This is a genomic window from Paraburkholderia sediminicola, from assembly GCF_046030555.1.
Classification (GTDB): domain Bacteria; phylum Pseudomonadota; class Gammaproteobacteria; order Burkholderiales; family Burkholderiaceae; genus Paraburkholderia; species Paraburkholderia sediminicola_E.
On record NZ_JAQQCH010000012.1, the window covers coordinates 185405 to 200946 of the forward strand.

The 15542-nt window shown below is 62.1% G+C and carries 15 protein-coding genes; 12 read left to right on the plus strand and 3 right to left on the minus strand.

Annotation, left to right across the window (positions count from 1 at the left end; genetic code table 11):
* Positions 1–197: 197 nt before the first annotated feature.
* The 5 genes from PQQ52_RS18945 to bioB all read left to right on the plus strand — a co-directional run bounded on the left by PQQ52_RS18945 (position 198) and on the right by bioB (position 7165).
* On the plus strand, positions 198–1472 hold the full coding sequence (locus PQQ52_RS18945) for a dienelactone hydrolase family protein (protein WP_408214332.1): 1275 nt from the start codon (positions 198–200) through the stop codon (positions 1470–1472).
* A gap of 1296 nt (positions 1473–2768) precedes the next feature.
* Positions 2769–4118: an adenosylmethionine--8-amino-7-oxononanoate transaminase gene (gene bioA, locus PQQ52_RS18950; RefSeq protein ID WP_408214334.1), complete on the plus strand. Its 1350-nt coding sequence runs from the start codon at positions 2769–2771 to the stop codon at positions 4116–4118.
* The gene (gene bioF / locus PQQ52_RS18955; RefSeq protein WP_408214336.1) at positions 4118–5302 is read left to right on the plus strand and encodes an 8-amino-7-oxononanoate synthase; all 1185 of its coding nucleotides are present in this window, start codon (positions 4118–4120) and stop codon (positions 5300–5302) included. Before bioA ends, bioF begins: the two co-directional genes overlap by 1 nt.
* Entirely contained in the window at positions 5299–6030 is a 732-nt protein-coding gene (gene bioD, locus PQQ52_RS18960) for a dethiobiotin synthase (protein WP_408214339.1), read from the plus strand. The genes bioF and bioD overlap by 4 nt, the downstream gene beginning before the upstream one ends.
* A 34-nt stretch (positions 6031–6064) precedes the next feature.
* Entirely contained in the window at positions 6065–7165 is a 1101-nt protein-coding gene (bioB, locus tag PQQ52_RS18965; protein WP_408214342.1) for a biotin synthase BioB, read from the plus strand.
* A 146-nt stretch (positions 7166–7311) separates the two neighbouring features.
* Here the strand turns inward: bioB and PQQ52_RS18970 are convergent, their stop codons facing one another.
* Together PQQ52_RS18970 and PQQ52_RS18975 are read right to left on the minus strand one after the other, a co-directional pair.
* Positions 7312–8337 carry a sulfate ABC transporter substrate-binding protein gene (locus PQQ52_RS18970; RefSeq protein ID WP_408214344.1) on the minus strand — a complete coding sequence of 342 codons (1026 nt, stop codon included), beginning with the start codon at positions 8335–8337 and terminating at the stop codon, positions 7312–7314.
* Positions 8338–8529: 192 nt separating this feature from the next.
* The gene (locus PQQ52_RS18975; RefSeq protein WP_408214347.1) at positions 8530–9132 is read right to left on the minus strand and encodes an RBBP9/YdeN family alpha/beta hydrolase; all 603 of its coding nucleotides are present in this window, start codon (positions 9130–9132) and stop codon (positions 8530–8532) included.
* A gap of 281 nt (positions 9133–9413) precedes the next feature.
* Here PQQ52_RS18975 and PQQ52_RS18980 point away from each other — a divergent pair, with 281 nt between their 5' ends.
* The 6 genes from PQQ52_RS18980 to PQQ52_RS19005 all read left to right on the plus strand — a co-directional run bounded on the left by PQQ52_RS18980 (position 9414) and on the right by PQQ52_RS19005 (position 13713).
* A complete protein-coding gene (locus tag PQQ52_RS18980; protein ID WP_408214349.1) occupies positions 9414–10355 on the plus strand; it encodes a 2-hydroxyacid dehydrogenase in 942 nt (313 codons plus the stop codon).
* A gap of 205 nt (positions 10356–10560) precedes the next feature.
* Positions 10561–11487 carry a hydroxymethylglutaryl-CoA lyase gene (locus PQQ52_RS18985; protein ID WP_408214351.1) on the plus strand — a complete coding sequence of 309 codons (927 nt, stop codon included), beginning with the start codon at positions 10561–10563 and terminating at the stop codon, positions 11485–11487.
* Positions 11488–11530: 43 nt separating this feature from the next.
* Complete coding sequence (locus PQQ52_RS18990) at positions 11531–12052, plus strand: YbaK/EbsC family protein (RefSeq protein ID WP_408214353.1); 522 nt, start codon at positions 11531–11533, stop codon at positions 12050–12052.
* Between the two features lie 4 nt (positions 12053–12056).
* Positions 12057–12302, plus strand: a complete 246-nt coding sequence (locus PQQ52_RS18995; protein ID WP_408214356.1) for a DUF1289 domain-containing protein — start codon at positions 12057–12059, stop codon at positions 12300–12302.
* Positions 12299–12796: a MaoC family dehydratase gene (locus PQQ52_RS19000; protein WP_408214359.1), complete on the plus strand. Its 498-nt coding sequence runs from the start codon at positions 12299–12301 to the stop codon at positions 12794–12796. The genes PQQ52_RS18995 and PQQ52_RS19000 overlap by 4 nt, the downstream gene beginning before the upstream one ends.
* A complete protein-coding gene (locus PQQ52_RS19005) occupies positions 12793–13713 on the plus strand; it encodes an MBL fold metallo-hydrolase (protein WP_408214362.1) in 921 nt (306 codons plus the stop codon). The genes PQQ52_RS19000 and PQQ52_RS19005 overlap by 4 nt, the downstream gene beginning before the upstream one ends.
* A gap of 340 nt (positions 13714–14053) precedes the next feature.
* Here PQQ52_RS19005 and PQQ52_RS19010 read toward each other — a convergent pair whose 3' ends face one another.
* The gene (locus tag PQQ52_RS19010) at positions 14054–14953 is read right to left on the minus strand and encodes a DMT family transporter (protein WP_408214365.1); all 900 of its coding nucleotides are present in this window, start codon (positions 14951–14953) and stop codon (positions 14054–14056) included.
* A 114-nt stretch (positions 14954–15067) separates the two neighbouring features.
* On the opposite strand from PQQ52_RS19010, the gene PQQ52_RS19015 reads away from it, so the two are divergent.
* Complete coding sequence (locus PQQ52_RS19015; RefSeq protein ID WP_408214368.1) at positions 15068–15538, plus strand: Lrp/AsnC family transcriptional regulator; 471 nt, start codon at positions 15068–15070, stop codon at positions 15536–15538.
* Positions 15539–15542 lie beyond the last annotated feature (4 nt).

Consider the following 15542-nt stretch of genomic DNA (forward strand, 5'->3'; position numbering starts at 1 on the left):
ATCATCGGCGCGTGGGGTCGCGTCGGCCGTTTGGGTTTATCCCGTGCGATCTCGATTAGCGTGCGTGCGCCTGGCGCACTACGTACGCGAGTGTGTTTTTGTTTGTCGAAAACGCCGATGAAAGGCAATTGTTAGCGACGATATTCGACAGACAAAGCGTCACGTGTTCAGGGCAGGTTTTTGAGGCAGGTGCGTCAATGGTGTTCAGCAAGGTTCTGACGAAGGGTGTGGTGATGTGTGCAACGGCGATCTGCGCTGTCGCACTCGCGCATGCCGCCCCCCTCGCCGACACCCAGACGGGGCCGCTCACCCGCGCACACGTGCCGCGCATCGCGCTCGACGACGATGTCTATCTGCCCACTGCGGGCCTCAACGAACAGATCATCCGCGTGCCGGTCAACGCTGCCGGCACGGTCACGCTTGAAACGACGATCTACAAACCGGACGGCGCAGGCCCGTTTCCGATGATCGTTTTCAACCACGGCAAGATTCCCGGCGACCCGCGCACGCAGGAGCGCAGCGACCCGTTGCCGTTCGCGCGCGAATTCGTGCGCCGCGGTTACGTGGTGGTGGCGCCGAACCGCCAGGGCTTCGGCCATTCCGACGGCACTTATCAGCAGGACGGTTGCGACGTCGAACGCAACGGCATCGGCCAGGCCAGCGACGTCGCCGCTACGATCGATTTCATGTCGAAGCAGCCGTACGTGGACGCGACGCACATTGTGGTGGCCGGTACTTCACACGGCGGCCTTGCGACGATCGCTTATGGTCCTGAGGCTGCGCCGGGCGTGCGAGCCTTGATCAATTTCTCGGGTGGTTTGCGGCAGGACGCATGTGCCGACTGGCAGGGCAATCTGACCCACGCATTCGGCGCGTATGGCGAGAAAACGAAGGTGCCGTCGCTGTGGTTGTATGGCGATAACGATTCGGTGTGGACGGCGCCGCTTGTAGCCGGCATGTATGCCGCGTATGCCGCACACGGTGCGAGCGCCAAGATGGTGGATTTCGGCAACTACAAGAATGACGCGCATCGGCTCGTGGGCGATCGCGACGGCGTGCATGTGTGGTGGCCGGCGGTCGAAGCGTTTCTTGCTCAGGTGGGGATGCCTACCGGCGTGCAATATCGGGTCGATGATCCTTCGGCGCCGAAGGCGAGTGGATTTGCTGCTGTCGATGCGGTTGACTCTGTGCCGTTTGTCGACGAAGCCGGCCGTAATGGATACCGTAATTTCCTGCATCAGTATCCTAGCCGGGCTTTTGCCGTGTCGGACTCGGGGGCCTGGTCGTGGGCGGAAGGCGGCGACAATCCGATGTCAGTCGCTATTGCGAATTGCCAGAAGCAGAGTTCGGCGCCTTGCCGGTTGTATGCGGTGGATAACTCCGTTGTATGGGGGGCTCAGTCTTCACAGACGGCGGAGTCTTCTTCGTCTGGGTCTGATGGTGGGCGGCCGGCTATTGCTAGTCGGAATTGAAGGTTAGGTTTTTGCCTGCTCGGCGGTTGTTCATCTGTATGCCCGCGGCGTTTGGGTTTTGGTGATCTGGTTGCCTGCGCGGCGCTTGTTGTTGTGGGCCTGTGGCGTTGGCCTTTCCTTGATCTGTTTGCCTGCACGGCGCTTGTTTGTCTGTGTTTTTATGGCGTTGGCCTTTCCTTGTTTTCTTATTGGTTTATTAGCGTCGCCCCTGTGCGGGGCAGGCACTTACTTCTCTTTGCCGGCCGCAAAGAGAAGTAAGCAAGAGAAAGCGGCTCACACCGCTAATTCTTAAGCGGGTCCCTCGCGCAGTCGCGGTAGTGGCACATCTGGAATCTGTGCCCTTGCACATTCGACGTTCCTGACAAGGCCGTCATACTTCCGGTGGCGCTACGCGCGCCGAAGCACCCTCCTTAGAACCGATCACCGCGTTTTCGCACTCGCGCTCCATTCGGCGCCCCGCCCAGGCGAAGCCGATGGTCCCCACCGCGCCCAAACGAAGCCCCTGGTTTCCCAAGCAGCGTCGTCGTCGCGGAGGCGAAGCCGATGGTGCCCACCGCGCTTAAACGAAGCCCCTGGTTTCCTACGCAACGCCGCCGTCGCGGAGGCGAAACCGATGGCGCTCACCACGCCTAAACGAAGCGCCAGGTTTCCCACGCAACTCCGTTGTCGCCGGGGCGAAGCCGAGGACCCCCATCACGCCCAAACGAAGCCCCGGGTTTCCCATGCAGACCCATCCGCGACGCACGTAGTGCGGAGTGCGAGCTGATGAATCCTTTGTCACTGACGCTGAAGGTACGAGGGCACGGATTCCAGATGCACCACTATCCTCTCCAAGCCGGGGGACCCGCTTAAGAGTTAGCGGTTTGAGCCGCTTTCTCTTGCTTACTTCTCTTTGCGGCCGGCAAAGAGAAGTAAGTGCCTGCCCCGCACAGGGGCGACGCTAATAAACCAATAACAAAACAAGGAAAGGCCAACGCCGCAGGCAAACAACCAAAACCCCACCGCCGGAGGCAAATTCCCACCCACAACATCCAACTACTTTGCCGTCGTTAACTCCGCCGATCAGCGACCTTCAGAACGAATCTGAAACCACCTGCAGCGAACAGCACCCAACCCCAGCGCCGCAGGCAAAAACCCACCTCCCGCCCCTGGTGCGCAGCGCGAAATAAACCGCTAATCTCGACCCCGCACGCCTTCCCAAGGCCGCGCGCAGCGTAAAGAAAAACCGCCGCGCGAATGAAACGGCCCCAAAAAAGCCAGCCGAGCAGCGAGCAAAAAAGCACTCTGGAGTACCTTTTGGAAAACTCAGCACCCCCTGAAGACTGGATCACCCGCAGCCTGCGTGCCGTCTGGCACCCCTGCACCCAGATGAAGCACCACGAACGCCTGCCGCTAATCCCGATCGCGCGCGGTCAAGGCGCGTGGCTCTACGATCGCGCGAACAACCGCTATCTGGACGCGATCAGCTCCTGGTGGGTCAACCTGTTCGGCCACGCCAACCCGCGCATCAATGCAGCACTGAAAGATCAGCTCGACACGCTCGAACACGCCATGCTCGCCGGTTGCACGCATGAACCGGCCATCGAACTCGCGGAGCGGCTCCGCGCGCTCACCAACAACACGCTCGGTCACGCGTTCTTCGCGTCCGATGGCGCGTCGGCGGTCGAAATCGCGCTGAAGATGAGCTTCCACTCGTGGCGCAATCGCGGCTTCGCCGACAAGCAGGAATTCGTTTGCATCGCCAATAGCTATCACGGCGAAACCATCGGCGCGCTCGGCGTCACCGATGTCGCGCTCTTCAAAGACGCCTACGATCCGCTAATCCGCCACGCGCACGTCGTTGCATCGCCCGATGCGCGCCTCGCGCAATCCGGCGAAACCTCAGCCGACGTCGCACGCCGCGCGCTCGATCAGGTTCGCTCGTTGTTCGAAGCACGTGCCACGAAAATCTCCGCGCTGATCGTCGAGCCGCTGGTGCAATGCGCTGCCGGTATGGCAATGCACGATGCGTCGTATATCGCCGGCTTGCGTGCGCTCTGCGATCAGTACGGCGTACATCTGATCGCCGATGAAATCGCCGTCGGTTGCGGACGCACGGGCACCTTCTTCGCATGCGAACAAGCCGGCATCTGGCCGGACTTCCTGTGTCTGTCGAAAGGCATCAGCGGCGGGTATCTGCCGCTGTCGATCGTGCTGTCCCGCGATGAAATCTTCGAGGCCTTCTATCACGACGATACCGCGCGCGGCTTCCTGCACTCACATTCGTACACGGGCAATCCGCTCGCCTGCCGCGCGGCGCTCGCCACGCTCGATCTCTTTGCAAGCGACAGCGTACTCGCCGTCAACGCGCAGAAATCCGCGAAGCTGAAGGCGGCACTCGCGCCGCTGGCCGAACACAAACACGTGCGCAATCTGCGCCAGTGCGGCACGATCTTCGCGTTCGACGCAATCATCGACGACGCTCAGCAAGCCAAAACATTCTCGCGGCGCTTCTTCGAAAACGCGTTGCAGCGTGAACTGCTGCTGCGGCCGATTTCGACCACGGTGTATCTGATGCCCCCCTACATCCTCGACGACGAAGAAATCGCGCTGCTTGCCTTACGCACACGCGAGACCTTCGAAGCGACGCTCGCGGAGACCCGCTAATGCAATTGCTCGACACGCTCACACAAGGCCTCAAGGAAATCGATGAACGCGGCCTGCGCCGCCGGCGGCGCACCGCCGACACGCCGTGCGCCGCGCACATGACGGTCGACGGCCGTGCAATCATCGGCTTCGCCAGCAACGACTATCTCGGGCTCGCCGCCCATCCGCAGCTGATCGCGGCAATCGCGGAAGGCGCGCAGCGCTATGGCGCGGGCAGCGGCGGCTCGCATCTGCTCGGTGGCCACTCGCGCGCGCATGCGCAACTGGAAGACGATCTGGCCGAATTCGCCGGTGGCTTCGTCGACAATGCGCGGGCGCTCTACTTCAGCACCGGTTACATGGCGAATCTCGCGACGCTCACCGCGCTCGCGGGCCGCGGCACGACACTCTTTTCCGATGCGCTGAATCACGCATCACTGATCGACGGTGCGCGCCTGTCTCGCGCCGACGTGCAGATCTATCCGCACTGCGATACAGAAGCCTTGAGCGCGATGCTCGACGCGTCGGATGCCGACGTCAAAGTGATCGTCTCCGATACGGTGTTCAGCATGGACGGCGATATCGCGCCTTTGCCACGCCTGCTCGAACTCGCGGAACAGCACGGCGCGTGGTTGATCGTCGACGATGCGCACGGTTTCGGCGTGCTCGGTCCGCAAGGCCGCGGCGCGATCGCGGAAGCCGCGTTGCGCTCGCCGAATCTGATTTCGATCGGCACGCTTGGCAAGGCGGCGGGTGTATCAGGCGCCTTTGTGACAGCTCATGAGACCGTGATCGAATGGCTCGTGCAGCGCGCACGCCCGTACATCTTCACGACCGCTTCGGTTCCCGCTGCAGCGCATGCGGTGTCGGCGAGCCTGCGCATCATCGGTGGCGAAGAAGGCGATGCGCGGCGCGCCCATCTCCAGCACCTGATCAACCGCACGCGCGCAATGCTTAAAGCCACGCCATGGCTGCCAGTCGATTCGCACACCGCCGTGCAACCACTGATCATCGGCGCGAACGATGCCACGCTCGATATCGCGGCCACGCTCGATCGCGCGGGCCTCTGGGTGCCGGCGATCCGTCCGCCGACCGTTCCTGCAGGGACGTCGCGGCTGCGCATTTCGCTTTCCGCCGCGCATTCGCAGGCGGATCTGGACCGGCTGGAAGCGGGCTTGCAACAACTCGGGGCGAAGGCCGCATGATCGGCTCGAGTCAACGCGCGCTGTCGCTATTCGTCACCGGCACCGATACGGAAATCGGCAAGACGCTCGTATCCGCAGCGTTTCTGCGCGGTTTTGTTCGCGAAGGCCTGCAAGCCGCCGCGATGAAGCCGATCGCCGCGGGCGCATTCGAAGTCGACGGTGTGTTGCATAACGAAGACGCGGATCAACTCGACGCCGCGTCAAGCGTCCTGCTGCCGCCCGCGATTCGCACGCCGTATATGTTGAAGGAACCCGCCGCGCCACATATTGCCGCCGCGCTGGAAAACGTCACGTTCGATCTCGATCACATCGTCGATTGCCATGCGCAAGCGCTGAAGAAAGCGGACGTGATCGTAGTCGAAGGCGTCGGCGGTTTTCGCGTGCCGCTGACCGTAACGCAAGACACCGCCGATCTCGCCGTCGCGCTGAAACTGCCGGTCGTACTGGTGGTCGGCATGCGCCTCGGTTGCATCAGCCATGCGTTGCTCACCGCTGAAGCGATCACTGCGCGCGGCCTCACGCTTGCCGGCTGGGTGGCGAATCGCGTCGATCCCGACATGACGTTCCCCGATGAAAACATCGCCTCGATTCGCGAGCATCTTGCGCGCGAACACGACGCCCCCTTGCTCGGTATCGTGCCGCACTTGAACCCGGCTTCACCCGAGCTCGCGGCGGACCAACTCGATATCAGCCGACTCCTGCAGACGCTGCGTCACGCGCAGCGCTGAAAACCCATCACATCCATCCACGAGGATTGACGACATGACGCAACTGAACATCGCTCCGACGCCAGCCGACACGGCCGCCGCCAACCACAACGCCAACAACGCCACAACAGGTGCCAAGCCGGTGGCCAAGTGGCGCGTCGCCGACATCGTCGCGTTGTACGAACTACCGTTCAACGACCTGATGTTCCGCGCACAGCAAACTCACCGTGAACATTTCGACGCCAACACGGTACAACTGTCGACGTTGCTGTCGATCAAGACCGGCGGTTGCGAAGAAGATTGCGCGTACTGTCCGCAGTCGGTGCATCACGATACGGGCCTGCAAGCCGACAAACTGATGCCGGTCGATGAAGTCCTGGCTGCCGCCAAGGTTGCCAAGGAAAATGGCGCGACGCGCTTCTGCATGGGCGCGGCGTGGCGCAATCCGAAGGACCGCCACCTCGAACCGATCAAGGACATGATCCGCGGTGTGAAAGCGATGGGCCTCGAAACCTGCGTGACGCTCGGCATGCTCGAAACGCATCAGGCGCAAGGTCTGCGCGAAGCGGGTCTCGACTACTACAACCACAACCTCGATACGTCGCCGGAGTTCTACGGCCAGATCATTTCGACGCGCACGTATCAGGACCGTCTCGACACGCTGGAGCGCGTGCGCGATGCCGGCATCAACGTATGCTGCGGCGGGATTGTCGGTTTGGGCGAATCGCGCCGTGAGCGCGCCGGCCTGATCGCGCAACTGGCGAACATGGAGCCGTATCCGGAATCGGTGCCCATCAACAACCTGGTGCAAGTGGAAGGCACGCCACTGACTGGCACCGAAGCAATCGATCCGTTCGAATTCGTCCGCACGATCGCGATTGCCCGCATCACAATGCCGCGCGCGATGGTGCGTCTGTCGGCCGGCCGCGAGCAGATGGACGAAGCATTGCAGGCGTTGTGTTTCCTGGCTGGCGCGAACTCGATTTTCTACGGCGACCAGTTGCTGACCACGAGCAACCCGCAAGCCGAAGCGGACCGCAAGCTGCTCGAACGCCTCGGCATTCGCGCGGAAGCGGCGCAGCAGATGCCGCTGGATCAGAGCGGTTGCGAGCATAGCTGCGCGCATGATCAGAACGCGCACGCTGCGCCGAACTGAAGAACCCCATGCACCCGGCGCGTGATGAGCATGCGCAATAAAAAAGGCCGCCTCGCAAAGAACTCCCCCTCGACGTTGGACATTCGTCCAACGATCTGGAGTGCAGTTCAGAAACGAGGCGGCCTTTTTACGTCTGAGACAGCGCTTTACTTCTTATCCACGATGATCTGATCGAACGTCCCGCCATCGGAGAAATGCGTTTGCTGGGCTTTTTGCCAGCTTCCGAACATCTCTTCAACGGTGAAGGTCTTGATCGGTTTGAATTCAGACGCATGCTTCGCGAGCACGTTCTTGTCGCGCGGCCGCAGATGATGCTCCGCAATGATTTCCTGCGCAGCCGGCGACCACAGATAGTCGAGATACGCCTGCGCTTCCTTGCGCGTGCCGCGCTTGTCGACCACCTTGTCGACGATCGACACCGGCGGCGCAGCCAGCAGGCTCACCGACGGATACACCGCTTCGAAATTGCCCGCGCCCACACCCGTGTCGATCAACGACACTTCGTTTTCGAACGTCACCAGCACGTCGCCAATCCCGCGTTGCGTGAAGGTCGTCGTCGCGCCGCGGCCGCCCGTGTCGAGCACCGGCACATTTTTGAAGATCGCCTTTTCGAAGTCGAGCGCCTGTGCATCGGTGCCGCCGTGTTGCTTGCGATAACCCCATGCCGCCAGATACGCGTAGCGGCCGTTGCCCGACGTCTTCGGATTCGCGATCACCACTTGCACGCCAGGTTTGGCGAGGTCGTCCCAGTCCTTGATGTGCTTCGGATTGCCCTTGCGCACGAGAAACACCATCGTCGTGGTGTACGGGGCGCTGTCGTCCGGCAAACGCGCGCGCCAGTTGGCGGGCACCAGTTGGCCCTTTTCGGCGAGCAGGTCGATGTCGTTCGGCTGGTTCATCGTCACGACGTCAGCCTGCAGTCCTTGCAGCACCGACAGCGCCTGCGCGCTCGATGCGCCATGCGACTGGCGAATCGACACGGTCTCACCGCTCTTCTGCTTGTATGCCGCGATGAAGCCGGCGTTGATGTCCTTATACAACTCGCGCGTCACGTCGTACGACACGTTGAGCAGCGACGTGTCCGCGTACGCCGTCGAGATGCCGCCGAGCGCGAGCGTTATCGCCGTCATGCCGGCTGCGAACCAGCGCGATGTCCCCGTCTTGCCTGCCATCCTGTCCCCGCCTATCGATGATAAAAATCTGTGGCCGCACAAACGTGCGGCGTGAAGCGGGATTCTAACGGATCGCTTACTTGTTCACTCGCGCTCAATTGGGCGCTCAATGATGCATCGGGTGACGCAATCACCTCTCCGGCAATCGACACGCAAACGCCGGACGGAGCACTCAAACCCACTCAGCCCCGCTCAAACGAACGCGTGCTGCGCGACCTCGTAGGCTTCCTCGCGAAAGCGCAGCGGCGCCGCGCAATGCACCAGCGTATCGACGAAATACTTGGCACGCGGCCACGGGCCGAATCCCGCCGCGGTATTGATGTGTCCCGCGTCGCCGAGATTGACGAATGCGCTGCCAAAACGCTGTGCGAGATCCCGCGAACCGGCGAGCGGCATCCATGGGTCGGTTTCGCTGCCGATCAGAATCGACGGCACGCCGAGGCGCCGCGCGTCGAACGGTCCGGCGAAGGCGAATTTCTCCGGACTCGCAGGCGCGACAAACAGCACGCCGACTACATCGTTCGCAAACGAGGCCTGCTGCAACGCATGCGCAGTCGCGAGGCAGCCGAAGCTGTGGGCAGCCAGCACGAACGGCCCACGTTCGCGCGCGATCAGATCGCGCAGCGACTTCGCCCAGACGGCGACGTCCGGGGCGTCCCAGTCGGCCTGCTCGACACGTAGCGAGCGCGCGAATTGCCTCTCAAGCCATGTTTGCCAATGCGCGCCCTCGCTGCCGTGCAGGCCGGGAACGGTGACGAGCCGCGGCGGCCATGTCGATTTGGTGCATGAAAGCATGTCTGTTCCTCGCTGCCGGAATCCGGAAAATGATTGTCCCGCCAGGCGCCGCAAGGGTGAACCAAGTTTTTGTGCTTTGGTTATGGGGTGAAGGCGCGGCCAAAATCGCACGCCCGTGCGCAAACGCACGCGATTCGCGTCGAAAAAGTAGAATGAAGCCTATCCATAAAAGGAGGAGGCCTCATGCCGCAAGCGTCGTCTGCAGCGCCGCTGGCATCGCCGCCGTACTTTCGGGCCTTTCCCGCCATCAGACTCGACAACGCACGCGCCTTTCGGACCGTATGAAAATACTCTTCTACATGCCGCATGCCGACGCCGCCGCGTGGCTTCACGACTTCGCCCGTGCGCTGCCGGAAGCCGATCTGCGCGAATGGCAAATGGGCGACACCGAACCGGCCGACTTCGCGGTCGTATGGCGGCCGCCGCGTGAGATGCTGGCCGGCCGCGGCGACCTGCGCGCGATCTTCAATCTCGGCGCGGGCGTCGATGCAATCCTCGCGCTCGAACACGAGCAACCCGGCACACTGCCGCGCAACGCCCAGTTGATCAGGCTCGAAGACACTGGCATGGCGCCGCAAATGGCCGAGTACGTGACGCATGCCGTGCTGCGCTACCTGCGCCGCTTCGATGAATATCAGACGCTGCAAGGCGAGCACCGCTGGGAGGTGCTCGAACCGCATCCGCGCGAGACCTTCACCGTCGGCGTGCTCGGGCTGGGTGTGCTCGGTGCGCATGTCGCACAAGCGGTCGCGGCATTCGGCATGCCGGTGCGCGGGTATAGCCGCAGTGCGCGGCAAATCGACGGTATCACGACGTTCGCAGGCGAAGCGCAGTTCGATGCATTTCTCGACGGCGTGAAAGTGCTGGTGAATCTGCTGCCGCATACGCCGGATACGGGCGACGTACTGAACAGGCACACCTTTTCGAAACTCGCAAAGGGTGCGTATCTGGTCAACGTCGCACGCGGCGGCCATCTGGTCGAACAGGATCTGCTTGAAGCGCTCGCAAGCGGTCAGCTCGCCGCCGCGACGCTGGACGTGTTCCGCGAAGAACCGTTGCCGGCCGATCATCTGTTCTGGCAGGAGCCGCGCATCACAATTACGCCACACGTGTCCGCGCTCACCTTGCGCGAAGAAAGCGTCGCGCAGGTTGCACGGAAAATGGCAGCGCTGATGCGCGGCGCGACGGTGAGCGGCGTGGTCGATATTGAACGTGGATACTGAACACATCTACTGAACACACCTCTCGAGCACGGGTTTTGAACACGAGTACCGAAACCAACTGAGCAATTGAAGGAGCGCCGCCACGCGCGGGCTCATTGCATGGGACCGGAGTAATGCACTAAAGCGCAAACTCCGGTCGACCGCGTTGCATGGGACCGGAGTAATGCGCTAAAGCGCAAACTCCGGTCGACACTGGAGACACATCATGGCCTTGCCGCAGCACGTCAAAATCGTCGAAGTCGGTCCGCGTGACGGACTGCAGAACGAGAAAAAATTCGTCCCCACCGCGATCAAGATCGAGTTGATCAACCGCTTGTCCGCCGCGGGCTTTCGCAACGTGGAAGCAGCGTCGTTCGTGTCGCCGAAATGGGTGCCGCAAATGGCCGACGGCGCCGACGTCATGGCCGGCATCGAGCGTCGCCCAGGCACGATCTACTCGGTGCTGACGCCGAATTTGCGAGGTTTCGAAGGCGCGCTCGCCGCGCGCGCGGACGAGATCGTGATCTTCGGCGCCGCCAGCGAAGCGTTCTCGCAGAAGAACATCAATTGCAGTATCGCGGAAAGCATCGATCGATTCGCGCCCGTCGCGCAGGCGGCGAAGGAACATGGTCTGCGGATTCGCGGCAGCGTGTCGTGCGCGCTCGGCTGTCCGTATCAAGGCGAAGTGCCGGTGGCGTCGGTGGTCGATGTGGTCGAACGTTTCGCGGCCCTCGGCTGCGACGAGATCGATATCGCGGATACGATCGGCGTCGGCACGCCAAAGCGCACACGCGAAGTGTTCGAAGCGGTCACCCAGGTATTCCCGCGTGAACGTCTGTCGGGTCATTTTCACGACACCTACGGTCAGGCACTCGCGAACATCTACGCCGCGTTGCAGGAAGGCATCGAGATCTATCACGCTTCAGTGGCAGGGCTCGGCGGCTGCCCGTACGCGAAGGGCGCAACGGGCAATGTCGCGACCGAAGACGTGCTGTATTTGATGAACGGCCTCGGCATCGAAACCGGCATCGACCTCGCCCAAGTCGTCGCGATCGGCGATTTCATTTCGACGTCGATCGGCCGGCCTAACGTCTCGCGCGCCGGCAAGGCGCTGCTCTCCAAAGCGCGCAGCGAACAAGCCAACTGCGTCTGATCGCCGCCACTCATCTCGCCACTCTTTGAGGACCTGAAAAACGATGACGGACCACGCTTCCCCCGATTCCGACAATCTCGCCGCGTTGCCTGACTCCGCGCGCCGCGTCGCACTGTTGTTGCGTGAACGCGGCCACGCGGGGCGCATTGTGATGCTGCCGGAAACCGGCAAGACCTCCGCGGAAGCCGCAGCCGGTCTCGGCTGCTCGGTTGCGCAGATCGCCAAGTCGATCCTGTTTCGCCGCCGCGAAGACGACGCACCGGTACTGGTGGTCGCGAGCGGTGCGAATCGCGTCGACGAGAAAAAGGTCGCGGCGCAAGTCGGCGAGATCGGCCGTGCGGACGCGAAATTCGTGCGCGAGAAAACCGGTTATGCGATTGGCGGTGTATGCCCGATCGGCCACGCCACGGAACCGGTCACGCTGATCGATGCCGATCTGCTGGCACTCGACAGCCTGTGGGCTGCCGCGGGTCATCCGCATGCGGTGTTCAATCTGACGGTGCAGGAATTGATTGCGCTGACGGGTGCGCCGGTGATCGACGTGGCATTGCGCGAGACGGTGTGAAGCCATGACAGCGGGCATCGATAACGAAGACGACGAGGCTGCCGTGCCGTCACCCTGTATCAGCGTGTGCAAGATGGACGCTTCGACCGGTTGGTGCGAGGGCTGCTTGCGCACGATCGGCGAAATCGCCGGCTGGTCTTCGTTCGACGACGACGCGAAGCGCGCGATCTGGGACGCGATCGAGGAACGCCACGCGGAGTTCATGGCGAAGCAGGTCAACGCGGCAAACCCGCCGAAGGCGCAACGATGAACGCAGCGCCGCGTATCGTGAAGATCGGCGAGACCTTCAGCTCAACGCTGGCGCTATCGGCCGAATCGGTGAAGTCGTTCGCCACACTCGTCAACGACTTCAACCCGCTGCATCACGACGATGCCTATGCGGCGCAAAGCCGCTTCGGCGGTTTGATCGCGTCCGGCACGCAACCCACCGCGTATTTCATGGCGCTGCTGGCGACGCATTTTTCGACCTACGCGCAACCGCTCGGACTGGAGTTCGATATCAAGCTGAAGAAAGCCGTCCACGCGAACGATACGCTGACGATCACCTGGCGTGTACGCGACGCTTACTGGAAGCCGAGTCTGAACGGCGATCTGACGCATCTCGAAGGAGCCGTGGTGAATCAGCGCGGCGACACCATGTTGATCGGCACGTCGACGATCCTGGTGATGCCGAAACCGGAAGCGTCGGCGACTCCAGGCGCGGACACGGGCATGAGCACAAACGCGGACACAAGCGCACCATGATCACGCTACCGGAATCGATCCGGGTCTTCGAACGCGGCTGGCTGTCGTCGAATAACGTGCTGCTGGTCGACGACACGTGTGCCGCACTCGTCGATACCGGTTACGCGACGCACGCGACTCAAACCGTCGCGCTAGTAAAGCAAACGCTCGGCGCGCGGCCACTCGATCTGATCGTCAACACACATCTGCATTCGGATCACTGCGGCGGCAACACGCTATTGCAGTCGACGTGGCCATGCCGTACCGCAATTCCCGCCTCCGAAGCCGACGCGGTGCGCGATTGGGACGAAGCCCGTCTGACGTTTCGCGCCACCGGCCAGCATTGCGAGCGCTTCACCTTCACCGAGATGATCGCGCCCGGCGCGCAACTACGGCTCGGCGCGCTCGATTGGCAAGTGCTCGGCGCACCGGGCCACGATCCGCATTCATTGATGCTCTATTGCCCGGACGAGCGCATTCTGATCAGCGCGGACGCGCTGTGGGAAAACGGCTTTGGCGTGATTTTTCCCGAGCTGGAAGGTGAAAGCGGTTTCGCCGAAGAACAGGCGGTGCTCGAAGCCATTGTGAAGCTCGACGTGCGGCTCGTGATTCCCGGCCATGGCTCGCCCTTCACGAACGTCGATCAGGCGCTTGAACGGGCATTTTCGCGCGTCGCGTGGCTGCGCGCCGATCCGGCGCGTAATGCGAAGAATGCGTTGAAGGTGTTGATCGTGTTCAAGCTGCTCGAAGTCCGCGCGATGCGCTTCGACACTTTGCTGCAGATGGTCGACGGTGCCGCCGTGATGCGCGCCGCCGCCGCAATGCTCAAGCCGCGTGGTGAATGGCCCACCTTGGTGCACACGATCGTCGAGGAGCTGGCGGCGAGAAACGGGCCATTGGAAATCGATGACGAGCGCATCGTCGCGCGCCCGGCGTGACGTATTCGGGGCCGGCGGTAAGCGGCGTACGACACACGAAAACACTAAAACAGTCGCCACAAAAAGAAAGCCGCTCGACTATCAAGGCGAGCGGCGGAAATTCTGTCGGACGTGATCAGCGTCGATATGAATCATACGCGTGCCGGTTTTTTGACCGCATCAGTGATTTCCCTACAGAAGCTTGACGCCGCCTTGTCAACCCCCATACAGACCACGCTACGAAGCCCCGTAGTCGCGCAAGTTAGGCGTCATTGGTCCGTCTATATGAACAAAGCAGTGCTGCGGTTGCTCCGGAATCCATATTATTGGCGACCGATCCATCGGCGCCGCACCCCGCGCGTCAGGTCGAAGATAAGCGTTTCTGAGGCACGATCCGCCAGCCGAGATTGACGCCGGCCGCCGCGACCAGGATCAGCACCGCGCCGAGCACCTGAATCCACGCCAGCTTCTGCCCGAACGCGACCCGGTCGACAATGATCGCTACCACCGGATAGATGAACGACAACGCACCGGTCATCGAGGTCGGCAGCTTCTGGATCGCACCGTAGAGCAGCACGTACATGAGCCCGGTATTGACGATCCCGAGCACGATCAACTCGAGCCACTGCACGCCGCTAGTCGGCAGCGCATCGAAGCGCACGAACGGCGCCAGCATCACAACGCCGAGCGACACCTGGATCAGCGCAATCAGATGCGGCGGCGTGCCCTTCAGACGCTTTGTGATGATCGACGAGACCGCATACATGGCCGCCGCGCCCACGGCATAGGCGACGCCGACCAGATACTGACCCGGCACCGCCAATACCGCCGGCTCGACCTTCACCACGAACACGAGGCCAATAAACGCGACCACCAGCCAGGCCACCGTCGACGCGCTGACGCGCTCGCGAAACACTAGCGCACCGAGCGCGACGAGCATGAAAGGCTGCGTGTTGTAGACGGCGGTTGCCATCGAAATCGAAGCGCGTGAATAGGCCGCGAACAGCAGCACCCAATTGATGACGATAGCCGCGCCGCCGATCAGCGCGAGGCCGAGCATCTTCCAGGAAAAGAGCTTGCGCCTGAACAGGCCGAGCACAGCGCACACAAGCGCCAGCGTCGCGCCGCCGAAGATGCAGCGAAAGAACACCACATTGAAGGGGCTCTGCTGCGACGACACCACCAGCCAGCCGATGGTGCCGGACATCAGCATGGCCATGGTCATTTCTGCCGCGCCGCGGCGAATTTCATTTGACGCCATGATTCGATCCTCGAATTGATTCCTGCATGAGAAGCAGTGTAATTAATCCAATCGCCCGAATACATGGTTAAACTTAAGGCTTCCTGCAAAGGAACCTAATAATCGAAGGCCATCATGACCAAACGCCTTGCTCCCGCCGCACCCGCGACACTTGATGAAACCGACCGCGCGCTGCTCGCCGCGCTGGCGGTGGACGCCCGCCAGCCGGTCAGCGAACTGGCCCGTCTGGTTGGCCTTTCAGCACCGAGCACGGCGGAACGCGTCCGAAGGCTCGAAGCACAAGGCGTGATCGAGCGCTTCACCGTGCAGATCGATCCGCGCGCACTCGGCTTCACGTTACAGGCAATCGTGCGCGTGAAGCCTTTACCGGGGCAGTTGCATCTGGTGGAAGACGTGATCCGGCGAATTCCGGAGTTTGTCGAATGCGACAAGGTGACGGGCGACGATTGCTTTATCTGCCGCCTGTATCTGCATTCGATCGAGCAACTCGACGAGATTCTGTCGAAGGTCACCGAGCGCGCGGAGACTAGCACCGCAATCGTCAAGTCGACGCCGGTCGCGCGCCGCTTGCCGCCGCTAGGCTGAGCGA